The following is a 19,726-nucleotide window of genomic DNA, read 5'->3' as shown; positions in this document are numbered from 1 at the left end:
TTCGGATTCGAAAGGAGTCGGTAGGGAACCATCAGCGTTGGTGAAAGCGGTGATCACTCCGAACGTTCTAGCTTGGTCCGACGCTCCTCGAATGCGTCCTCGGAGATCTCCCCGCGGGCATACGCCATACGCAACTCCTCCATCGGAGGATTCCGAGAGGCCTGTGATTCCGTCATCCGGTGGAAGAAGACATACCCACCACCGAGCACCGCGAGGAGGACGGCAAGCCGAACAAACATCCCAACGAGCGCCCACCACCCGCCGGTCGAGGCGTACCCGTCCATCATTCCGCCGTGACCCGCCATCCCACCGAATCCGCCCCCCATCGTGAGCGTGGGGACGACGACGAGTGCGCCCAGAATCAAGAGGGCGACGGTCGTGGCGTCGAGTCGATCCGACGAAGGCATCGTCACTCACCCTCCGAGGTCGCTCCAAACTCGTCTGCAATCGTCGCGATGGCGTGCTCGAACCGTTCGTTCTGGAGTCCCATCGTGACTGCAGCGACACCGTTGTCGAACTGTACACCGATCGTTGTGATACCGGTCTGTGACATTGGTAGATTGTGTGCGTATGTGTTTTCGAGCCCGGAACGGGCGTGTGGCGTTGTCATCGAAAGGGCAGGGCCGTCAGCAGTGACTTTGCCCGCCCATGCCGACAGCGGAGTGGTCGTGCTCGACCGGCCCGCGATCATGGTCGGCCTCGGCCATCTCGTCGACGGTCCCGTCCATTTGGGACTCCATCCATTCGGCTGCGCCCGCCCCCATGTGCTGGGTCATGTGGTCATCCATCCAGGGACCCCACTCATCTGCAGTTTCGTTGGGTGGCGCTGCGTCGCCAGCGGTCGTTTCGTTCCCGTGTGCGCTGACCATCGGGAGCGCAACTGCGAGTCCGACGATCGCGATCGCCACGAGCAGCCAGCGGCTGAGTTTGACGTTGGTCAATGTGTTTCTCCTCAAGAACCCTGAGGACAGCCCAGGGGTTATCATTCTGGGTGTGAATCCGCGACTGAGATCGTTCGAGACTGTGTATACCGCTCGCTAATCGTTTCTCAAAAGAGAGAGTGTTCATCGCTGCCGAATTCGAGTCCTTCGGGGAGACAAACCGTAATCGACACCCTGCCTGGCGCTCAACAACAACCATGAGCCGCAATCCCGGGCAACTGGAGGGAACCACATGAATCGGCGGCGTGCAGATACCGTGGTCGTCGTGCTCGTTGGATTCGTCAGTATCGTTGGCGGTGCAGTCAGCTGGCAGGCCTATCAACAGCGTCGCAGCCTCGAGGAGTCGATGGGCTCGATGATGGACGGGACAATGGAGACGATGCACGGCCCCGATCCGTTGTGGTACGTCCTCGGGACGCTACTGGTCGTCGGCATCATCGGTGGCCTCTATCTGCTGGTTCGAACAGACCTCACGGACGAGGCCGATCCCCCTCAAACACCAATGCCAGATGCAGCATCGTCCGAGACGGCTCCCGCGCAGGACGACGAGTCGACAGGTGGGGGACACCCACGCCAGAATCAGATCCACAAGCGCGCGTGCTCGATCTGTTGCCGGACGACGAACGCCGCGTGCTCGAACCCGTCGTTGACTCGCCCGGAATCACACAGATCGAACTTCGCGACCGGTCTGATTTCTCGAAGAGTAAAGTCAGTCAAACAGTGAGCGCACTCGAAGAGCGTGGACTATTGTTTCGGGAGCGGCAGGGCCGGACGTATCGAGTCTTTCCGAGCGACGATCTGAGCGACGAGACGCAGTAGTCGCTGGGTATCGAAAAGGGATTGCGTACAGCAGTAGGCGTGAGCGGTTGGCACCAGGCAGCGTGGACTGCACAGCGGGGAAAGATTGCGAAAAGTGCTCGGATACAGTGGAACGAGAGTGACTGGTAGACAAGCGCGGTTCGGTACCAGTGAGCCGCGTTGGGGCCGTCAGGGATAGCCTCAGGCGTCGTTCATGCGCCGTCGTGTTTCTCGGCCACAGACCCGACACTGCCTCACGCGATACGGCTCACGTGAGAAGGCGGCGTTCGTCCGGTCGTCGCTCTCGGTCACGAGCGTCAGTGACACCGCGTGTGGCTGGTCGGTCCCACAACTCGGGCAGTACTCCATCATGGAATCGGTCGCGTGATCTGTGCTGGCCATCTCACCTCTCGAGAGGGGAGAGCAAGAGATAACAACGGTAGTCCGTTCGGACCGTTCATCGCAGGACAGAAGGCAAACTCCAGTAAAACTGAAGAATCCGATCGAGACAGTTCACCGCTGGCGTTTCGAACGTGAAAATGGCCGTTTCCCCCGGCAAACGGCCGATAGATATAAATACGCCAACTCACGCCGAGGGGAGAGCGGAACCGATTAACTCCCCCGGGGGCGTGTGCACGTATGGACCAGGTGTTCGCGCCGTGGCGCATCGAGTGGGTCGAGCGGGACGAGAAAAATCCGGACATCGACGAGTGTGTGTTCTGTGAACTCCCCGAGCGTGACACACACCGCGAGGAGTACCTCCTCGCCGAGAGCGAACACGCTTACGTGCTGTTGAACAACTACCCCTACAATCCCGGCCACGCAATGGTCATTCCACGAACGCATACGGGTGAGTACGGTGACTTGAGCGACGCGGCACTGCTCGATCACGCGCGCCTCAAACAGCGGACGATCGCTGCGATGGAAGCAGGTCTCGATCCGGATGGTTTCAATGTCGGCCTGAATCTCGGCGGGAGTGCGGCCGGTGGGTCGATCGACGACCACCTACACACGCACGTGGTCCCACGCTGGGCGGGTGACAACAATTTCATGGCAGTCATTTCGGAGACGAAGGTGATCGTCGAGGCCATCGCCGAGACGTACGACCGCCTCCACGACGCATTCGCTGCCCAGGATGGGGCCACCGTCGCTGGGGACGACACGGCCGTCGAGTTTTGAGTGACTACCACATCGTAGGGAACGCACGTGAACACGCCGAACAGGAAGGTCCATTACTGGCGCTGTGCAACGGGGAACCGATGAGTCGCCGCCACACGCTTCGTCGGGTGGGGCTGGTACTGTTCGTCGGGAACTTGGCACTGGTTGTCGCCAAAGGAGCCGTTGCCCTCCAGACGGGGAGTCTGGCAGTCGAATCCGAAGCCATCAACAGCCTGGCAGACACCGTGTACTCGATGGTGATTTTGGCGGGGCTGTATCTGACGACCCGGCCGCCTGACTTCGAGCACCCGCACGGCCACGAACGGATCGAGCCGTTCGTCTCGTTGTTCGTCGCCGTTGGCATCTTCATTGCGGCTGCGGTAGTCATCTACCAATCCGGCACGGCGTTGCTGGGCGGACCGATCGAGCCGGTACAGAGCCCGTTGGCCATCGCCGTCCTGCTGGTCTCGGTGCTGGTGAAACTGGGGCTCTATCGATACTGTCTGGCGGTCGGAAGAGAGTGGCAATCGCCCGCCCTCGTCGCGACTGCGCTCGACAACCGCAACGACGTCTGGACGGCCGGTGCTGCACTCGCCGGGGTCGTCGGTGCCGGGTTGGGTGCACCGATGCTTGACCCGCTGGCGGCGATGATCGTCGCAATCGGTATCGTCCACACGGGCGTCGAGGTCGTCCGGGATAACGTCAATTATCTCGTTGGGGCGGCCCCGCCCGAGGAATTGCGGGCCGAGATCGTCCAGCGAGCGCTCGAACACCCGGACGTCGAGGGCGCTCACGACGTCATTGCCCACTACGTCGGCCCCGAGATCGACGTCAGCCTCCACATCGAAGTCGAGGGCGATCGTACGCTTCGAGAGGCCCACGACATCGAAACGGCCGTCGTCGAGACAGTCGAAGCTCTCGATCAGGTCGACGAGGCATTCGTCCACGTCGATCCACGGCAACTCGGCGAGTGGAAAGCCGATCAAGAAGTCGATCGGCTTGCCAGCGACGACGAGACAGCGTGAACGGGAGATGTGCAACTCGCGGCCAGTGAATAATACAAATATTCATTATATTTTCACTATTGCGACAAAACCTGCCGGTAGAGGGGCTCTTGGGGCCACAATACCCCAAAAGTATTTGCCACCTTCGGACGAGGTTCGTATCGACGTATCATGTCTTTGCTCGAAAACGACGTTGCTGTCGTAACTGGTGGTTCGAGTGGTATCGGCCGGAACATCTGTGAGACGTTCGCCTCGGAGGGGGCGTCCATCGTCAACGCAGATATTCAGGAAGCGCCCCGGCAGGGCGGCACACCGACCCACGAGATGGTCGCTGACGAATACGACGTCGAGGCGACGTACGTCGAGTGTGACGTCTCGAAGAAGGCTGATCTGGAGGCTGTTGGTGAGGCAGCCAAGGAACTCGGGGGGATTGACGTGTGGGTCAACAATGCCGGGATTTTCCGTGGCGAGGAGTTCACCGAGGTCACGGAAGACGAGTACGATCAGCTAATGGACATCAACGTCAAAGGGACCTTCTTTGGCGCCCAGGTCGCCATCGAGCAGATGGTCGAGTCCGGCGGCGGCAGCCTGATCAACCTCTCGAGTGTGGCTGGACTGGAAGGATCGGGCGATTTCGTCACGTACTGCTCCTCGAAAGGGGCTGTCCGACTCATGACCTATTCGCTCGCGGATAAGTACGGTCCGGAGGGCGTCCGCGTCAATGCCATCCACCCGGGCGTCATCGAGACCGAGATGGTGACTGACGACGTGCCGATCATCGGCGGCGAGGGCGAAGAGGCGTTCCGCCAGCAGGTACCACTTCGGCGCTTTGGCCAGCCTGACGATATCGGAAACGCCGCGCTGTTCCTCGCCAGTGATATGAGCGACTACGTCAACGGAGAATCGCTAGTCGTCGACGGCGGCCAGACCAACACCTGATCGAGTGCGGTAAACCCGATCGAATCGGGCGAACGCGGGCGGGACGGATCGGCGCGTTTTTGAGGGTTCGATCGGCACGGACACACATGGATACGCCGATCGAATTCGGAACCGATGGGTGGCGAGATACCCTCGATACGTTCACGACACCGCGGATCAAGATGGTGGCACAGGCCGTCGCGGACTATCTCCGCGAAGAGACAGACCGGGCCGGCGATACCATCGCAGTCGGATACGACGCCCGCGATTCCTCGCCAGGCTTTGCTGAAGACGTTGCCGAAGTCCTCGCAGCCAACGGCTTCGACGTACTGGTCGCCAAACGAGACTGCCCGACTCCGATCACGGCCTGGACGATCGTCGACCGTGATCTGGCCGGCGCGATGGCTATTACTGCCTCGCACAACCCGCCAGAATACAACGGTGTGAAGTACATTCCCGAGAATGGTTCGCCCGCACTCCCCGCAGTGACCGAAGGACTCGAAGCACGGCTGCGCGAGCCCGACCCACTGCCCGAAGCCGACCATGGCGACATCGAAGAGGTCGACTTCACCGCAGCCTACTACGAACACGCTCTGGACCTGCTGGAACCGGAACTGTCCGATCTCACAGTCGTCTACGATGCCATGCACGGCAGTGGTCGAGGGGTCACTGACGAGTTGCTCGAACGTGCCGGAGCGACCGTCCACCGCCGCCGCTGTGAGCGCGACCCGGACTTTGGTGGGACTCCGCCCGAGCCGTCGGCCCAGAACCTCGAAGGACTGCTCGAAGCCGTCCGTGAGCACGACGCCGACCTGGGCGTGGCCAACGACGGCGACGCCGACCGGATCGCCGTCGTGACACCGGAGCGTGGGTTCCTCGACGAAAATCTGTTCTTCGCCGCCTTGTACGAGTACATGCTGGAAGACGACGCCGGCCCAGCGGTTCGGACGGTCTCGACGACGTTCCTCATCGACCGTATCGCCGAGGCCCACGGCCAGACTGTCCAGGAAGTCCCAGTCGGGTTCAAGTGGGTCGCCCAAGCGATGAGAGAGCGTGACGCACTGATGGGCGGGGAGGAAAGTGGCGGGTTCTCGATCCGTGGGCACGTCCGGGAGAAGGACGGCGTTCTCATGGCACTGCTCGCGTCGGTCGCGACCGCCGAGTGCTCGCTCGACGACCGGATCGAGGCGCTGCTGGCCGAACACGGCGAAATCCACCAGGATCGCCGGAATCTTGACTGCCCGGATTCGGAGAAAGATCGGGTCGTCGGCGAGATCGAACAAGCGCTGCCCGAGACGGTCGCAGGCGTCGCGGTCGAGGACGTCAACGACGCCGACGGGTTCAAGATCCTCTTAGAAGACGGGTCCTGGCTACTCGCACGTCCCAGCGGCACCGAACCGAAACTCCGGATTTACGCCGAGGCCGACAGCGCCGATCGGGTAGAGACACTCCTCGATGCGGGCGTCAACATCGTCGAACCGATCATCTGAGAGGCCGTCGTCGCCCTCGATTGCTTCTCGAGGCCGGGTAAAACAGTTGCGACGCGAGTGCGATTAGTCTGCACTGGCATCCAGATGCCGACAGTGCTTTGCGTCGGCGTCATAACAGTCCGGGCATTCCTCACAGCGGTCGACGTATCTGGTCAGCCGGGCAGCAACGTCGTCACTCAGTGCGTGTTCGAGTTCACAGGCTTCCTCGTGAAACCCCTCAGTGACGTCCAGCCCGTCGACGAGGAACCGCTCGATGAGACAGTGTTTGGCCAGTAAATCCGCCGCTTGGCGCTCGCCTTCGTCGGTCAAGATGGCTCCGCGTCGCTTCTCGTAGTCGAGAAGTCCGTCCTCTTGAAGTCGAGACAGCATCTGCGTGACGCTGGGCGGGGAGACAGCCAGCCGCTCGGCGATCGCGCCCGTCCTGGCGGGATCGCCGTCCCGCGAGAGGATGTATATCTCCTTGAGATACATCTCGACACTCTCGCTGACGGCGGAGTCTTCGTGGTGGCTCATGATAGGCTCGTCTAACGGCCAACCAATGAAATATTCACGGGTCCGCCCGGACCGGTAGTCCTTTTCCCGACCGCCTTAGTCACTGTAGTCGGCGAGCGATCGACGAACGTACTTCCCCTATCACCACGGACCGGGAATCCCCTCCCGAGAAGCGACTGGCAGTGACGCTGCCCCGTGTCACTCGTGTCTAACTCCCGTAGCAGTGCGTGAGTCCGAACTCACGGCCCACGTGTGTCGACACGATTTGTTGGTGCACATAAACGAATAGGTGTCGTCGTCACCTGTATCCGCCCCCGCAGCGCCACACTTCGGGCAGTACGTCTGATACGCTCGTCCGACGGTCGCGTTTACCACAGTTAGACAAACGCTCGGCGAGGTCTATCATGAAAGTACCGATTTATTTCTGACCGACACGAACTGGTCGGCGGTACTTTATAACCCAAGCGCATTAATTTGAATGAGAAATATTAAAGGCCCTCATTCCATAGCCGGATGTAATGACAGAGATAGTAGCGACCACACCGGGGTTGTATCCGCTGCCAGACTGGGCGAAGGACGATCTGGCAGACCTGAAAGGCCACCAGAAGAGTGATCTCATCGGCGGGGACGAGAACAACGCGATCACCGGAGCGTACGATCGCGCCCGCGAGGAAGTAGTCGATCGCCAGCAGACGGCTGGTCTCGACCGGATCGTCGAGGGACAGTTGCGCTGGGACGACATGCTCGCCCACCCGCTCGCAGTCCACGACAACGTCGATACTCGTGGCATCGTGCGATATTACGACAACAACAATTTCTATCGCGATCCGGTGATCGAGGGCGAATTGACACCGGACGGCGACGTCGCCGGCGAACTCGATGGGGCTGCCCAACTCGTCGACGAGGGACTCCAGGCAGTCTTGCCGGGGCCGTACTCGCTTGCAGAACTCGCTTCGGACGAGTACTACGGTGACGACGCGGCGCTGCTCAACGGCGTCGCGCAGTTCCTCGCGGGCGAACTCGAACAGTTCCCCGACGTGGAGACGTTGTTCCTCCTCGAACCGTCGCTCGTGACCGACCCGCCGGGCGATGGCGACGACGAGCGGGCGAGCAACGCCATCGACACCGTCGCAGACGCGATCGACGCCGAAGTCGTCGTCCACACCTACTGGGGTGCCCTAGAGGAGAAGGTTCACGCCCATCTGCTCGACGCCGACGTCGACGCCCTGGGGTACGACCTGGTTAGCGATCACGAACAGACGATCTACAACGTCAACGAGTACGGGACGACAGAGAGTGTGGCCCTCGGACTGGTCGACGGCCAGAACACACTGCTGGAGACGCCCGAAGAGATCCGTGAGCGCATCGAGTGGTTCGGCACAGAGACGGTCAACGACTTCGAAACGATCTACGCGACGCCAAACACCGAACTGTTCTACCTGCCAGTCAACAAGGCCGAGGCCAAACTCGACGCGCTTGCCTCGGCGGCAAACGAGGAGGTGTCCCTATGAGCAACACACGCGAGCAATTCCGACCGGACGACCACGAGAACGACCACTTCCTGCTGACGACAGTCGTTGGCTCGTACCCGAAGCCAAAGTGGCACGACCGCGCCCGCGAACTCTTCGAGGACGAGGACGCTGATTTCGACGCCGAGGAGTGGGAAGAGTCGAAAGACGATGCCGCTCGGATCATCACTGACGAGCACGAGCGCGCGGGTCTCGATGTCGTCACTGACGGCGAGATGCGGCGCAACGAGATGGTCGAATTCTTCGCCGAGCGCATTCCTGGCTACGAGTTCAACGGCCGCGTCAAGGTCTGGGGCCACAATTACTTCGACAAGCCAAGCGTCGTCGAGAACGTCGAGTACGACCAGCCGTGGCTGGTCGATGAGTACGAGTTCACTACCGAGGTCGCCGACGCGCCGGTGAAGGTCCCGATCACCGGGCCGTACACACTGGCATCCTGGAGTTTCAACGAAGTTTATGACTCCGAGGCGGAACTCACGTACGCCCTGGCCGATCTTGTCAACGAAGAAATCGAAAAACTCGTCGAGGCCGGCGCGAAGTACATCCAGATCGACGAGCCGGCACTGGCGACGACGCCCGACGACCACGCCATCGTCGGCGAGGCCCTCGAACGGATCGCCGACGACGTGCCCGAAGACGTTCGCCTCGGTCTGCACGTCTGCTATGGCGATTACTCGCGGATCTACCCCGAGATGCTCGAATACCCCGTCGAGGAGTTCGACCTCGAACTCGCCAACGGCGACTTCGAGCAGATCGACGTGTTCAAAGAGCCCGAATTCACGAAAGATCTCGCGCTGGGCGTCCTCGACGTCCACGACACCGACGTCGAGTCCGTCGCACAGATCAAAGAGAACATCAAGAAAGGCCTGGAGATCGTGCCACCCGAGCGCCTGACGGTCTCGCCGGACTGTGGCGTCAAGCTCCTTCCCCGTGAGGTCGCCTACGAGAAGATGGCTAACCTCGCCGAGGCCGCCCGCGAGGTCGAGGCCGAACTGGACGCTGGTGAGATTGAGGTTCCTGCTGCCGAGAACTGACGCTGCGTAGTGTTGTCCGTCCTGCCCTTACTGATTGTCGACTGTTTCGATCGCCTGTTTGCCGATCTCTAGGACGTCATCCGCCAGCCTGTCGCTCGCGGCCTCGAGATCAGACGGCGAGAACCACTTCCAGGCCTCGACCGGCGCTTCGCCATCTGCAGGGTCGATAGCACGGTTCTTCAGTTCACCGTAGAAGATGAAGTCGATGTGCTGGTGACCGACTTCGCCATCGTGGACGTTGATGTCCTCGAGCAGGAAGTGCTGTGGCTGGGGGATGCTTTCGGCCGTGGCTGATTCGAGGTCTCCTTGGGGGGCGATGAGATCCGGTTCGAGGCCGATCTCCTCGTGTACCTCGCGACTGGCAGCGACGTGAGGGAGTTCGTCTCGATCGATGTGCCCGCCAGGCGGGAGCCACATCTCTAATTTCTCGTGTTCGTGAAGGGCCGTCTCACCGTCGTGGACGACGTAGACTGTCGCGACGAAATGGCGGGTCGTTTCCATGGATACGGCCGAGAGGGCAACCGAGTTGAACCTGCCGAAGTGGGCCTCAGAAGAGCGGACGTTCGTCGACGCGTTCAGCTCGCCCTGATGCCTTCCTTGGCTTCGAGCAGTTCGTGATAGCGGTTGCGGATCGTGACCTCGGAGATGTTCGCGACTTCGCTGACTTCGTTTTGAGTTACCTTCTCGTTGGCCAGCAGTGAAGCGGCGTAGATGGCCGCAGCGGCCAGTCCGACGGGGCTCTTTCCGGAGTGGACGCCTTCCTGTTTGGCGTTCTCCAGGAGGTCACGGGCGTGGCGCTCGGCTTCCTCGGTGAGCCCGAGGTCGGAGGCAAACCGGGGGACGTAACTTGCGGGATCGGCCGGTTGGACCTCCAAGCCGAGTTCCCGAACGACGTACCGATACGTTCGGGCCGTCTCGTCTTTCTCGACGCGGGAGACGTTGTTGATCTCGTCGAGACTTCGCGGGTTGCCCGCCTGGCGGGCAGCGGCATACAGCGAGGACGTAGCGACACCTTCGATGGAGCGACCGGGCAGGAGGTCTTCGTCCAAGGCCCGGCGATAGATGACAGAAGCGGTTTCGCGGACGTTCTCGGGGAGGCCGAGTGCGCTCGCCATGCGGTCGATTTCGCCAAGAGCCTGCTTGAGGTTGCGTTCTTTGGAGTCCCTGGTGCGGAAGCGTTCGTTCCAGGTCCGGAGGCGCTGCATCTTCTCGCGTTGACGGCTGGACAGCGAGTTGCCGTAGGCGTCTTTGTCTTGCCAGCCGATATTCGTCGAGAGGCCCTTATCGTGCATCATGTTCGTCGTCGGCGCGCCGACACGGGACTTCTCGTCTTTCTCTTTGGCGTCGAAAGCGCGCCACTCCGGGCCGGGGTCGATCTCGTCTTCCTCGACGACCAGTCCACACTCGCTACACACCGTCTCACCGCGTTCGGAGTCCGATCGGAGTGAACCGCCACACTCCGGACAGACGTGTTCGGTCTCCTGTTCGTCCTCGGTAGTCTCTTGCTGATTCGCTTGCTCGTAACTTCTGAGGGTCGTATCTGACATTGGTCGAGTACGTAACGGGCGGGAGGCCCGAAGAACGGTTTCGCTCGTCTTTGTGTTTTTTCGGGGAGAACTTAAATTCTTTGGTCGGCCAAAACCGGCAGCCATCGCCGGATAGTCGGTGTCGTATTCGGGATCCACCGTTTCGAAACCCTTAGTGGCGGTCCCACCCAGCGAGAGGATATGAGCGAATCGGTCGTCGATCCCGAGGAGGTCGAGCACGTCGCGGATCTCGCGCGGGTGAATCTGGACCCGGAGGAGCGCGAGCGATTCACCGAGCAATTTGCAGACATTCTCTCGTACTTCGAGACGCTCGATGACGTCCCCGAAGTCGAACCGAGCGCGGAGCTGACCAACGTCATGCGTCCCGACGAAGTAACCGAGAGTCTCGACCGCGATGCAGCGCTGGAAAACGCACCTGACAGCGAAGACGGCTTCTTCAAAGGGCCAAACGTCTCATGAGCAACAACGCCTACATCACCGAGGAGACGATCGAGGGTGCAGACGACGGCCCCCTCGCGGGTCGAACCGTCGCCGTCAAGGACAACATCTCGACGGAAGGTGTCCGGACGACGGCTGGCTCTGCGATGCTCGAAGACTACGTACCGCCCTACGATGCGACGGTCGTCGAGCGCCTGAAGGCAGCCGGGGCGACGATTCCCGGCAAGGCCAACATGGACGAGTTCGGGATGGGGACGACCACGGAGACCTCGAACTTCGGTCCGACAGAAAATCCCGCTGCCGAGGGGCACGTCCCTGGCGGCTCTTCGGGTGGATCGGCTGCGGCCGTCGCCGCAGGTGAGGCCGATCTCGCGCTGGGCAGTGACACTGGCGGCTCGGTGCGATGTCCGGCCGCCTTCTGTGGCGTCGTCGGGATCAAGCCGACCTACGGACTCGTTTCTCGGTACGGCCTGATCGCCTACGCCAACTCCTTAGAACAGATCGGCCCGATCGCGCCGACCGTCGAGGACGCGGCCGAGCTACTGGAAGTCATCGCCGGACCGGACCCACACGACGCGACGACCCGTGACGCGACCGACGAGATCGGCGGCCCAGACCCCGACGGCCGCCGGGACTACGCCTTCGCCGACGCAGCCGACGGCGACGTCGAGGGAGTAGAGATCGGGATTCCCACGGAGCTACTCGACGGTGCCGACGAGGCAGTCGTCGAGACCTTCTGGGACGCCATCGACGAGTTAGAAGCGAAAGGCGCGAGCTACCACGAGGTCGATCTTCCCTCCGTCGAGCACGCTGTCGAAGCCTACTACGTCATTGCGATGAGTGAGGCCTCCTCGAACCTGGCACGGTTCGACGGCGTTCGATACGGCCGTTCGGGCGGCTACGACGGCAACTGGAACGAGACCTTCGCGACGGCCCGTGAGGACGGGTTCGGTGAAGAAGTCAAGCGGCGGATCCTCCTGGGGACGTACGCACTCTCGGCGGGGTATCACGATAAGTACTACAAGAAAGCCCAGGACGCCCGCGCCTGGGTGAAAGAAGACTTTGATTCGGCCCTTTCGGAGGCGGACGTCCTGGCCAGTCCGACGATGCCAGTCCCGCCGATGGAACGGGGCGAGAGTCTTGACGATCCCCTCAAAATGTACCTCGCAGACGCCAACACGACGCCAGTCAACCTCGCAAACCTCCCAGCGATCTCCGTGCCGGCCGGCGAGACAGACGACGGACTGCCAGTCGGAGTACAGGTGATCGGTCCGGCATTCGGCGAGCGGACGATCATCCGGGCTGGGAGCGCGCTGGCGTAGTGTTGTGAACGGTTGGTGCGGTTTTTTTTCGCCCACGTTTTTGCGTGAGAGGTCCGCCGTGCGGACCCGAGCGGAAAAAGGTGGTCGCGTGAGCGGACGATCATCCGGGCTGGGAGCGCGCTGGCGTAGTGTTGTGAGCGAACAACAGTCCCAGCCAAGTAAGGAGAGGCCGAGCCTCGGCGGACGGCCTTTGAAAGCGCTAGTCGTCTTCGAGGACACTTTCGTAGACGTCTGTCAAGCGATCTACGGCGTGATCAATGCTGATGGTCTCGCGTCGGCTGAGGCATTGTTCAGCGAGCGTGTCCTGTTCGGCGAGCACGCGGTTGATCGCTGCGCGGAAGCCGGTGATATCGCCTTGGGAATACGAGTAGCCATTGACGCCATCCTCGATAGTGTCTGCCAGCGCCCCACTGTCGACGCCGGCAACCGGCGTCCCGCAGGCGTTGGCTTCTAACGCGACGAGACCTTGCGTTTCGACAGGGCTCGGGAACGCAAAGGCGTCCAGTGCCGAGTAGAAAGCGGGCAACTCCTCACGTGGCAGAAAGCCAAGGAAGCGGACGTCGACGTTTGCAGCCTCGGCCCGGGCCTCGATGTCGTCACGGGCCGGGCCGTCACCACCGAAAACGACAGTTACGTTCATGCCGTCAGTGGCAGAAATAATATCCGAGAGACACTTTTCGTAGCCGTGACGACCCGTGTATCCGACGAGCGGACGGTCGGTCGGGAGGTCGTATCGTGTCCGAAAGTCGTCACCGGCGACCGGCTGCAATCGCTGTACGTCGACGCCGTTGGGCACGACTTCGACCGGCGTCGAGACATCGACCGTCTCGACAATGTGGTCGCGGGCACGGTCACTCGGCGCGATCACGACGTCGGCACGGTCGAAGAACCACCGCTCGTAGCTCGTGGCGGTCCGTCTGACCGTCCGTTCGACACGATCGCCAAGTGAGACGTAGGCCGCGTACTCGCTGGTCGGCGTGTGATAGGACGCGAGCAGGGGGAGATCCCGTGAGCGGGCGACCCGCATCGCGCTCATACCGAGCCCGAACGGCGTGTGGGCGTGGACGAGGTCCACGTCCCCGATCGCCTCGGGGACACGCGGGACGCCCATCCGAAAGCCCTCGTAGAAGGGAAACGGCAGACTCCGGACGGGGTACTCGCGGTCGTCCGGCTCGTAGTCGTCGGCATCCGGGTAGACGATCGCCATATCACCGCCTCGGTCCCGCCAGCGGTCCCGCCAGGCCTGAACGGTGTAGGTGACGCCGTTGACCGTCGGCAAGTACGTATCCGTGAACGCGCCGACAGACGGCAGTGCCATATTGGACCGAATTTGGCCGAGGATCGATTAATGCGTTGTGATACGCCCGGCGTCGACCGATACCCCTAACCCGGCGACGACGCTACGTGGCCGTGATGAGTGACGACGCAACGATCGCCGCCGAGCGGATCGAGGTGCTGGCCGAGCAAGCCCGCGAGGCGGCCCGAACGGACCACCCCGACCGCGCACGAGAGTGCGTTCGTCGAGCACGTCGGGTCGCGGAACGCCACCGGCTGTCTCTGCCGGCGTCGTTCGAGCGGTTCGTCTGTGATCGCTGTGATGCCTATTTGCGTCCGGGCCGAAACGCCCGGGTTCGGACACAATCTGGCCACGTCGTCGTGACGTGTGAGTGTGGTAGCCAGGCCCGATACCCGTACGCTGACAGCCAGTGAACGATACTGGCTCCCGCGGGAGGACTCGCAGTTGGCTAAGCTTAAAACGCGTTCAGTCCGAACATCGGTGACATGAGTGACGTAACTCCGAGCAACGCGATGCACGAACTCGATGTAACTCTCTGGGTCGGCAAACACGGCGTGGATGCCGTCGCCGACGAACTCGACGACCAACTCACGGACCGGGACCTGGTGAAAGTCAAATTCCTTCGAGCCGCCCGTGGAGAGGGTGACGTCGAAGCACTCGCGACCGAACTCGCCGACCACGTTGAGGGCACCGTTGTCGAGACACGAGGCCACATGGCGGTACTACAAGGATGACACTCCTCGACTCTGTCGTGTTACAGGCTGATTCCGGGCTCATCGCGCGCTTGTTGGAGGGCGCGAACGTACCCTATGCCGACGTGCTCGGGGCGATGATCACGTTCGTCCTAGTCTCGGTCGGCGTCTACCTCCTCGGTCGGATGACTGTCGTCCCACTGGTAAACCGTGTGTTGAAGGCCCGGGATCTGGACGTTCACGCGCGAACGCCGATCAAGAAGCTTACCGGTGCTCTGGTCGTGTTCGTCGCCATTGCGGTCGCGTTTGCCTTTGCGGGGTTCGGGAACATCCTCACCGCGCTGGCGACGATCGCCGCGGCCGCGACGCTTGCGATCGGGTTCGCTATGCAAGACGTGATCGCGAACTTCGTCGCCGGCGTGTTCATCTTCACGGACCAACCGTTCCGCATCGGCGACTGGATCGAATGGGACGACCGCAGCGGCGTCGTCGAGGATATCAGCCTCCGCGTGACGCGCGTGCGGACCTTCGACAACGAACTCCTGACGGTCCCAAACTCCACCCTGACCGACGGCGTCATCAAGAATCCGGTCGCCAAAGAGCAACTCCGTCTGAAGTTCGTCTTTGGGATCGGCTACGACGACGATATCGACAAAGCGACGGAAATCATCGTCGAGGAAGCACAGGCCCACGACGAAATCCTCGACGATCCCGCACCGTCGGTGCGTCTCGTCGAACTCGGCGACTCCTCGGTGGGCCTGCAATCGCGCATCTGGATTTCGGATCCGAGCCGCGGCGATTTCGTTCAAACCCGCGGTGAGTACGTCCAGGCTGTCAAGGAGCGATTCGACGAAGCGGGAATCGACATCCCGTATCCGAACCGTACGATCGGGGGCGAACTGGAGGTAGCAGACGGAGCCGCCATCGGGGAACTCGAGAGCTGAAACCCCACGCTGGCTGGCAACTGGACGCCGCTGTCGACGTGCCCGCCGAGAGCGAACTTACTTGGGGCTGCCGTGCCGGGATCTGACATGGCCGAACCCGATCGAGTACCCAGCGAACCGGCAGACACCGACGTGCCGACGCAGGGTGAGGTGATCCCGGATCGGTTCTCTACCGACGAAGTATTCCAGCGGATCGTCGCCGACGCCGATCACGAGGTGACCTCCGGGGTGCGGGAATTGTTTTTCAGCGCGCTGGCGGCCGGGTTCGCGATCACGGTCACGTTCTTGCTGTACGCGTCGCTGTACCCGCGGACGGACGGCGGTATCGCGGCGGTGATGCTCTACCCGCTCGGGTTCATTTACATCATCATCGGTGGCTACCAGTTATATACCGAAAATACGCTCCCGCCGGTAGCACTGACGCTCGAACGCCTGGTTTCGATCCCGACACTGTTGCGCCACTGGCTGATCGTCCTGATCGGTAACTTCGCCGGCGGCGCGGCCGGTGCAGTCGTCCTCGCCTACGGGGGCGTTTTCAGCCCCGAAGCCGCAGCGGTCGCGGTCGATCTGGCCCACAAGGGCGTCGAGACGCCGATCGTCTCGTTGTTCTTCAAGGGTGCCTTCGCCGGGTTCATCGTCGCTGGCGTCGTCTGGCTCGACTTTGCTGTCCGGGACACCGTCTCCAGACTCGTCATCGTCTACCTGGCGTTCCTGGCGATCCCGCTGGGGAACCTGTTTCACGTCGTCGTTTCGTTCACCGAGTCGATCTACACGGTTCTGGCGGGTGATTTGAGCGTTGTCGTCGCGATGACGGAGTTCGTCGTTCCGGTTGCAATCGGCAACACGGTCGGCGGGATCGTGCTCGTGACGATCGTCAACTACTATCAGACGAGCGAGCGACGCCTCGAAGTCGACCGTTTCGAACACGTCCGCAGGCTCTCGATCCGGGAGTGGGTACTGGGGAACCTCGCAGGCCGATCGTACGTGCCGATCGTCGACACAGTCGAAGACATCGTCCGCGATCCGGATTCCCACCGTGTTCTGGTCCCGATCACGAATCCACGAACGGAAACGAAGCTCGTGCGCTTGGCATGCACGTTCGCCGCCGCTCGTGAGAAGGGGACAGTGCATGCGGTTCACGTCGTCCAGACCCCCGGCCACGTCAGCAGCGACGAAGAACGCCACGATCGCATCCTCGAAGAGTCCGATCGGCTACTAGAAGACGTCCGACGTGTCGGCGAGCAGTACGACGTCGGCTTCGAGACGTCGACGATCGTCTCGACGCGTTCTCTAGAGGAAGTGTTCGATCGGGCACGGCGAACCCGCCCCGACCTGGTTGTACTCGGTTGGGGCGAGGACAAACTCTGGGACAGTGCCCGGGCCGAAAAGCCGGTACACGAACTGACGAACAGACTGCCCTGTGATTTCTTGATCCTGAAAGATCGCGGCCTGGACTGTTCGCGAGTGTTGGTGCCGACTGCAGGCGGTCCAGACTCGTCGCTGTCGGCCGAAATCGCCAAGATACTCCAGGCGGCAAGCGACGCCAAAGTCACGTTACTGCACGTCGTCGACGACCAACGCCACTGTGATGCGGGAGAGCGTTTCCTTGCCGAGTGGGCCGCCGAGCACGATCTCGAAGCCGCCGATCAACTGGTCGTCGCCGGGGACGTCGAGCGAACGATCGAACGGGAAGCCGAGGATCACACGCTGGTCATGCTCGGCGCGACCGAGCGCGGGCTGCTGGCTCGGCTGGTCACTGGCTCGTTGCACCTGCAGGTCGTCAACGATGTCGAGTGCTCGGTCGCACTCGCCGAACGGCCACACGAGCGAGCGTTCTGGAAGCGTCTGTTCGGTCGTGGACGACGCCGGTCGATTCCATCGGACCGATACCAGGACGATCCCTGACCAGCAGTCGCTGTCGGAGACGCCGTGAAATAGTACTACGAGACGTATAATTCCGGATGAATGTGGACAGCCGGGATGGCCCGGCGTTCGGACGTGGGGAGTCCCGCGTGCCTCCTCCACCCCGCGACCCTGCGAGCGGCAGGTGTCCGAGGGTCCGCTGCTCGCTTCCGCGCCTGGCGGAGTGCCCTCGGTTAACGACACCGGCACGCCCCTGCAGGCGATTCAGTGTCGACCGCTACCCCCGTAGGACGAGGCTTCGACGTTGGCTAACGGGGCCCGCGTCCGTCTGTCCGGACGCCCCCGGGATTTGGCCCCCGCTGAAGACCATAGCGCGGGTGACGAGCGGGGCCTAACCGCCCGGCCTAGTCCGGTTTGATCGTACTCCGGTTGTCCATAAGGGCCTTTCGGCTCGGAACTGTGTTTCGGCCACGACGAAAGTGGTGACCACTCACCAGACGCGAAGTTCTCGCGCATACCAGGCCGCAACGAGTGGCACTGTACTGGCCGTCACAACGAGGGCGTGACGATGGTACCGGGTGATCGATAGCACATCAGTTCTGGCCGTCAGCGCCCAGGCGACCGCCATCCCAGCCGCCAACAGCCCGAGTGCCAGCGTGACTCCGGCTGCGAGAGCAGGATCTGTCCGTCCTTGGCGGCCAGCAGCAAAGACGATCACCGCAATCAAGGCCAGCAAGCCACCGAGGAGTGGATTCACCGCGCCCGTCTCGTAGTAGAGGCCGGCCCCGGCAGACTGAAACGGGACTGCCAGTGTCGAGAGGAAAGCCAGACACGCGAGTACACCCACGAGCGGGACCAGACTGGTTCGCTCCATGCCTGAGCGTGTGATCGACGCCCCCTTAATGGCGACGTTCCGCGGACCGAAAAGCGCACAACCCGGCAGTGACAACCCAGGGGCATGGGATTTGGCGACACCGCAAAGAAGCTCCAGAAAGTCACCGGCATGGCAGAGGACCTCTACGAGAAGATGAACGATCTCCGGGGGCAGATCCAATCCCTCCGAGAAGAGCTCGAAACGACGAGCACACAGGTCGACGAGATGGAACAGGATCTCGCCGAGCAACGAGCGTTGTTGGAAGCGCTGGCCGAGCAACAGGGCCTCGACGTCGACGCAATCGTCGCGGATGCCCACATCGAAGACGCCGACACGGTGCCCGAGGCCGAAGCGATCGACGAGGGAGACGAGGAAACAGCCGAATAATACGTCGCCTCAGGCGAGCAGTCGCTGGTGTTGGACCTTCAAACAGTGGTCTTGGACGACCCGCCGACCGGCGTCTTCGGCACGCGAAACAGCCCCATCGTGGGTAATGCCAAGCTGGAGCCAGATTGCTGGCTCGTCTTCGCGATCCAGTGCTGCGTCGACGATTTCGGGTACTTCGTCGCTCGGGCGAAAGACGTTCACGAGGTCAATTTTGTCGGGGACGTCGGCGAGTGAATCGTACGCGTCGCGGTCGAATATCTCCTCGGCGAAGGGATTGATCGGGATGACGTCGTAGCCAGCAGCGAGGAGATATTTCGGGACCTCGTGGGCATCCTTGCCGGGCGTCGAGGAACACCCGACGACGGCGATAGTAGTTGTCGTATCGAGTAATTCTTGCAGTTGGTCGTCAGTTGGCATGCCTGTATCTGGGGGTGCGGTATGGAAAAACATACCGTCGAACTGGATAGAGACATTTTTTACAGTGGGTACCTACTGTGTGGATGTAACCGGGAGGGCGCTTAGCTCAGCCTGGACAGAGTACTTGGCTTCGGACCAAGCTGTCGTGGGTTCAAATCCCTCAGCGCCCGTGCAGTGAGACGGTGAGCGATGCGAACCGTCGAGCGAACCGGCACTGCGGATTTGAACCCTGCCAGTCGCGCGCAGCGGAGCAAGCACGTCTGGGTTCGGTTCAAATCCCTCAGCGCCCGTCGCATTTTGCTGCGAACAAACTGTGAGCAGCAAATGCGCCATCTGAGGCATTTGAACCCGGGGAGTCGCAGCGCGAACGAAGTGAGCGACCGTCTCCATTTGGTTCAAATCCCTCAGCGCCCGTAAATTCTGCGCGAACGATAGTGAGCGGTGAGGAGCGTCAGCCGAGGATTTGAGGCAGGGAGTGGGAGGTGAACGAGCAGTGCGAGGTCGCAAAGCGACCTCGAAAAGCCGAACGGAGGAGCCGTGAGGTAGCGAGCGAACGGGAACGAGTGGGGTTCGAATCCTGC

23 protein-coding genes, 1 tRNA gene, 1 other RNA gene and 1 pseudogene are annotated in these 19,726 nt (G+C 61.8%); 15 read left to right on the top strand and 11 right to left on the bottom strand.

Going from position 1 to position 19,726, the window contains the following annotated elements; translation table 11 throughout:
• Positions 1-53 precede the first annotated feature (53 nt).
• The 3 genes from Hrd1104_RS03495 to Hrd1104_RS03485 all read right to left on the bottom strand — a co-directional run bounded on the left by Hrd1104_RS03495 (position 54) and on the right by Hrd1104_RS03485 (position 941).
• Positions 54-407, bottom strand: coding sequence for an SHOCT domain-containing protein (locus Hrd1104_RS03495; protein ID WP_154551447.1), 354 nt, complete (start codon positions 405-407; stop codon positions 54-56).
• Positions 408-409: 2 nt separating this feature from the next.
• Positions 410-553, bottom strand: a complete 144-nt coding sequence (locus tag Hrd1104_RS03490; protein ID WP_154551446.1) for a hypothetical protein — start codon at positions 551-553, stop codon at positions 410-412.
• Positions 554-626: 73 nt separating this feature from the next.
• A complete protein-coding gene (locus tag Hrd1104_RS03485) occupies positions 627-941 on the bottom strand; it encodes a hypothetical protein (protein WP_154551445.1) in 315 nt (104 codons plus the stop codon).
• 232 nt (positions 942-1,173) lie between these two features.
• Between Hrd1104_RS03485 and Hrd1104_RS03480 the strand changes: the two are divergent.
• Positions 1,174-1,760: pseudogene (locus Hrd1104_RS03480) on the top strand (helix-turn-helix transcriptional regulator).
• A gap of 180 nt (positions 1,761-1,940) precedes the next feature.
• Here the strand turns inward: Hrd1104_RS03480 and Hrd1104_RS03475 are convergent.
• Positions 1,941-2,141 carry a hypothetical protein gene (locus Hrd1104_RS03475; RefSeq protein ID WP_154551444.1) on the bottom strand — a complete coding sequence of 67 codons (201 nt, stop codon included), beginning with the start codon at positions 2,139-2,141 and terminating at the stop codon, positions 1,941-1,943.
• 237 nt (positions 2,142-2,378) lie between these two features.
• Between Hrd1104_RS03475 and Hrd1104_RS03470 the strand changes: the two genes are divergently transcribed.
• From Hrd1104_RS03470 to Hrd1104_RS03455, 4 genes are all read left to right on the top strand, one after another.
• Positions 2,379-2,918 carry an HIT family protein gene (locus Hrd1104_RS03470; RefSeq protein ID WP_154551443.1) on the top strand — a complete coding sequence of 180 codons (540 nt, stop codon included), beginning with the start codon at positions 2,379-2,381 and terminating at the stop codon, positions 2,916-2,918.
• Positions 2,919-2,998: 80 nt separating this feature from the next.
• Positions 2,999-3,922, top strand: a complete 924-nt coding sequence (locus tag Hrd1104_RS03465; protein ID WP_154551442.1) for a cation diffusion facilitator family transporter — start codon at positions 2,999-3,001, stop codon at positions 3,920-3,922.
• A 150-nt stretch (positions 3,923-4,072) separates the two neighbouring features.
• Positions 4,073-4,840, top strand: a complete 768-nt coding sequence (locus Hrd1104_RS03460; protein WP_154551441.1) for an SDR family oxidoreductase — start codon at positions 4,073-4,075, stop codon at positions 4,838-4,840.
• 86 nt (positions 4,841-4,926) lie between these two features.
• Positions 4,927-6,309, top strand: a complete 1,383-nt coding sequence (locus tag Hrd1104_RS03455; RefSeq protein ID WP_154551440.1) for a phosphoglucomutase/phosphomannomutase family protein — start codon at positions 4,927-4,929, stop codon at positions 6,307-6,309.
• A 63-nt stretch (positions 6,310-6,372) separates the two neighbouring features.
• Here Hrd1104_RS03455 and Hrd1104_RS03450 read toward each other — a convergent pair whose 3' ends face one another.
• Positions 6,373-6,822 carry a metal-dependent transcriptional regulator gene (locus tag Hrd1104_RS03450; RefSeq protein WP_154551439.1) on the bottom strand — a complete coding sequence of 150 codons (450 nt, stop codon included), beginning with the start codon at positions 6,820-6,822 and terminating at the stop codon, positions 6,373-6,375.
• A gap of 497 nt (positions 6,823-7,319) precedes the next feature.
• Here Hrd1104_RS03450 and Hrd1104_RS03445 point away from each other — a divergent pair, with 497 nt between their 5' ends.
• Together Hrd1104_RS03445 and Hrd1104_RS03440 are read left to right on the top strand one after the other, a co-directional pair.
• Positions 7,320-8,312, top strand: coding sequence for a 5-methyltetrahydropteroyltriglutamate--homocysteine methyltransferase (locus Hrd1104_RS03445; protein WP_154551438.1), 993 nt, complete (start codon positions 7,320-7,322; stop codon positions 8,310-8,312).
• Positions 8,309-9,364, top strand: coding sequence for a methionine synthase (locus Hrd1104_RS03440; RefSeq protein ID WP_154551437.1), 1,056 nt, complete (start codon positions 8,309-8,311; stop codon positions 9,362-9,364). Before Hrd1104_RS03445 ends, Hrd1104_RS03440 begins: the two co-directional genes overlap by 4 nt.
• A 27-nt stretch (positions 9,365-9,391) precedes the next feature.
• Here Hrd1104_RS03440 and Hrd1104_RS03435 read toward each other — a convergent pair whose 3' ends face one another.
• On the bottom strand, positions 9,392-9,865 hold the full coding sequence (locus tag Hrd1104_RS03435) for an NUDIX hydrolase (protein ID WP_154551436.1): 474 nt from the start codon (positions 9,863-9,865) through the stop codon (positions 9,392-9,394).
• A 74-nt stretch (positions 9,866-9,939) separates the two neighbouring features.
• Positions 9,940-10,911: a transcription initiation factor IIB family protein gene (locus Hrd1104_RS03430; RefSeq protein ID WP_154551435.1), complete on the bottom strand. Its 972-nt coding sequence runs from the start codon at positions 10,909-10,911 to the stop codon at positions 9,940-9,942.
• Between the two features lie 180 nt (positions 10,912-11,091).
• On the opposite strand from Hrd1104_RS03430, the gene gatC reads away from it, so the two are divergent.
• Entirely contained in the window at positions 11,092-11,370 is a 279-nt protein-coding gene (gatC, locus tag Hrd1104_RS03425; protein WP_154551434.1) for an Asp-tRNA(Asn)/Glu-tRNA(Gln) amidotransferase subunit GatC, read from the top strand.
• Positions 11,367-12,671: an Asp-tRNA(Asn)/Glu-tRNA(Gln) amidotransferase subunit GatA gene (gene gatA, locus Hrd1104_RS03420; RefSeq protein ID WP_154551433.1), complete on the top strand. Its 1,305-nt coding sequence runs from the start codon at positions 11,367-11,369 to the stop codon at positions 12,669-12,671. Before gatC ends, gatA begins: the two co-directional genes overlap by 4 nt.
• 199 nt (positions 12,672-12,870) lie before the next feature.
• Here the strand turns inward: gatA and Hrd1104_RS03415 are convergent, their stop codons facing one another.
• Positions 12,871-13,989: a glycosyltransferase gene (locus Hrd1104_RS03415; protein WP_154551432.1), complete on the bottom strand. Its 1,119-nt coding sequence runs from the start codon at positions 13,987-13,989 to the stop codon at positions 12,871-12,873.
• Between the two features lie 95 nt (positions 13,990-14,084).
• Between Hrd1104_RS03415 and Hrd1104_RS03410 the strand changes: the two genes are divergently transcribed.
• The 4 genes from Hrd1104_RS03410 (at position 14,085) to Hrd1104_RS03395 (ending at position 17,509) form a co-directional block, all read left to right on the top strand.
• Positions 14,085-14,381, top strand: a complete 297-nt coding sequence (locus tag Hrd1104_RS03410; RefSeq protein WP_154551431.1) for a ribonuclease P protein component 4 — start codon at positions 14,085-14,087, stop codon at positions 14,379-14,381.
• Positions 14,382-14,453: 72 nt separating this feature from the next.
• Positions 14,454-14,702 (top strand): YhbY family RNA-binding protein, encoded by a 249-nt coding sequence (locus Hrd1104_RS03405; protein ID WP_154551430.1) that lies wholly within the window; start codon positions 14,454-14,456, stop codon positions 14,700-14,702.
• Entirely contained in the window at positions 14,699-15,604 is a 906-nt protein-coding gene (locus Hrd1104_RS03400; RefSeq protein WP_154551429.1) for a mechanosensitive ion channel family protein, read from the top strand. The genes Hrd1104_RS03405 and Hrd1104_RS03400 overlap by 4 nt, the downstream gene beginning before the upstream one ends.
• A gap of 87 nt (positions 15,605-15,691) precedes the next feature.
• Positions 15,692-17,509 (top strand): formate/nitrite transporter family protein, encoded by a 1,818-nt coding sequence (locus Hrd1104_RS03395; RefSeq protein WP_154551428.1) that lies wholly within the window; start codon positions 15,692-15,694, stop codon positions 17,507-17,509.
• Positions 17,510-17,569: 60 nt separating this feature from the next.
• Here the strand turns inward: Hrd1104_RS03395 and ffs are convergent.
• Together ffs and Hrd1104_RS03385 are read right to left on the bottom strand one after the other, a co-directional pair.
• Positions 17,570-17,882: signal recognition particle sRNA (ffs, locus tag Hrd1104_RS03390), an RNA gene on the bottom strand.
• A 75-nt stretch (positions 17,883-17,957) separates the two neighbouring features.
• Positions 17,958-18,341 carry a hypothetical protein gene (locus tag Hrd1104_RS03385; protein WP_154551427.1) on the bottom strand — a complete coding sequence of 128 codons (384 nt, stop codon included), beginning with the start codon at positions 18,339-18,341 and terminating at the stop codon, positions 17,958-17,960.
• An 84-nt stretch (positions 18,342-18,425) separates the two neighbouring features.
• Here Hrd1104_RS03385 and Hrd1104_RS03380 point away from each other — a divergent pair, with 84 nt between their 5' ends.
• On the top strand, positions 18,426-18,728 hold the full coding sequence (locus tag Hrd1104_RS03380; protein WP_154551426.1) for a DUF5798 family protein: 303 nt from the start codon (positions 18,426-18,428) through the stop codon (positions 18,726-18,728).
• Positions 18,729-18,737: 9 nt separating this feature from the next.
• Here Hrd1104_RS03380 and Hrd1104_RS03375 read toward each other — a convergent pair whose 3' ends face one another.
• Complete coding sequence (locus tag Hrd1104_RS03375; protein ID WP_154551425.1) at positions 18,738-19,145, bottom strand: CoA-binding protein; 408 nt, start codon at positions 19,143-19,145, stop codon at positions 18,738-18,740.
• 95 nt (positions 19,146-19,240) lie between these two features.
• Between Hrd1104_RS03375 and Hrd1104_RS03370 the strand changes: the two genes are divergently transcribed.
• Positions 19,241-19,315 (top strand) — tRNA-Arg (locus Hrd1104_RS03370).
• The last annotated feature ends 411 nt before the right edge of the window (positions 19,316-19,726 follow it).

The organism is Halorhabdus sp. CBA1104 (genome assembly GCF_009690625.1).
In the GTDB taxonomy this organism is placed as follows: Archaea; Halobacteriota; Halobacteria; order Halobacteriales; family Haloarculaceae; genus Halorhabdus.
Note: the sequence above shows the minus strand (reverse complement) of the source record. Positions and strands in the feature narration are given on the sequence as shown.

Coding starts and splice junctions, on each gene's coding strand:
- Hrd1104_RS03495 (WP_154551447.1), bottom strand. CDS start 407: ATGCCTTCGTCGGATCGACTCGACGCCACGACCGTCGCCCTCTTGATT.
- Hrd1104_RS03490 (WP_154551446.1), bottom strand. CDS start 553: ATGTCACAGACCGGTATCACAACGATCGGTGTACAGTTCGACAACGGT.
- Hrd1104_RS03475 (WP_154551444.1), bottom strand. CDS start 2,141: ATGGCCAGCACAGATCACGCGACCGATTCCATGATGGAGTACTGCCCG.
- Hrd1104_RS03470 (WP_154551443.1), top strand. CDS start 2,379: ATGGACCAGGTGTTCGCGCCGTGGCGCATCGAGTGGGTCGAGCGGGAC.
- Hrd1104_RS03465 (WP_154551442.1), top strand. CDS start 2,999: ATGAGTCGCCGCCACACGCTTCGTCGGGTGGGGCTGGTACTGTTCGTC.
- Hrd1104_RS03460 (WP_154551441.1), top strand. CDS start 4,073: ATGTCTTTGCTCGAAAACGACGTTGCTGTCGTAACTGGTGGTTCGAGT.
- Hrd1104_RS03455 (WP_154551440.1), top strand. CDS start 4,927: ATGGATACGCCGATCGAATTCGGAACCGATGGGTGGCGAGATACCCTC.
- Hrd1104_RS03450 (WP_154551439.1), bottom strand. CDS start 6,822: ATGAGCCACCACGAAGACTCCGCCGTCAGCGAGAGTGTCGAGATGTAT.
- Hrd1104_RS03445 (WP_154551438.1), top strand. CDS start 7,320: ATGACAGAGATAGTAGCGACCACACCGGGGTTGTATCCGCTGCCAGAC.
- Hrd1104_RS03440 (WP_154551437.1), top strand. CDS start 8,309: ATGAGCAACACACGCGAGCAATTCCGACCGGACGACCACGAGAACGAC.
- Hrd1104_RS03435 (WP_154551436.1), bottom strand. CDS start 9,865: ATGGAAACGACCCGCCATTTCGTCGCGACAGTCTACGTCGTCCACGAC.
- Hrd1104_RS03430 (WP_154551435.1), bottom strand. CDS start 10,911: ATGTCAGATACGACCCTCAGAAGTTACGAGCAAGCGAATCAGCAAGAG.
- gatC (WP_154551434.1), top strand. CDS start 11,092: ATGAGCGAATCGGTCGTCGATCCCGAGGAGGTCGAGCACGTCGCGGAT.
- gatA (WP_154551433.1), top strand. CDS start 11,367: ATGAGCAACAACGCCTACATCACCGAGGAGACGATCGAGGGTGCAGAC.
- Hrd1104_RS03415 (WP_154551432.1), bottom strand. CDS start 13,989: ATGGCACTGCCGTCTGTCGGCGCGTTCACGGATACGTACTTGCCGACG.
- Hrd1104_RS03410 (WP_154551431.1), top strand. CDS start 14,085: ATGAGTGACGACGCAACGATCGCCGCCGAGCGGATCGAGGTGCTGGCC.
- Hrd1104_RS03405 (WP_154551430.1), top strand. CDS start 14,454: ATGAGTGACGTAACTCCGAGCAACGCGATGCACGAACTCGATGTAACT.
- Hrd1104_RS03400 (WP_154551429.1), top strand. CDS start 14,699: ATGACACTCCTCGACTCTGTCGTGTTACAGGCTGATTCCGGGCTCATC.
- Hrd1104_RS03395 (WP_154551428.1), top strand. CDS start 15,692: ATGGCCGAACCCGATCGAGTACCCAGCGAACCGGCAGACACCGACGTG.
- Hrd1104_RS03385 (WP_154551427.1), bottom strand. CDS start 18,341: ATGGAGCGAACCAGTCTGGTCCCGCTCGTGGGTGTACTCGCGTGTCTG.
- Hrd1104_RS03380 (WP_154551426.1), top strand. CDS start 18,426: ATGGGATTTGGCGACACCGCAAAGAAGCTCCAGAAAGTCACCGGCATG.
- Hrd1104_RS03375 (WP_154551425.1), bottom strand. CDS start 19,145: ATGCCAACTGACGACCAACTGCAAGAATTACTCGATACGACAACTACT.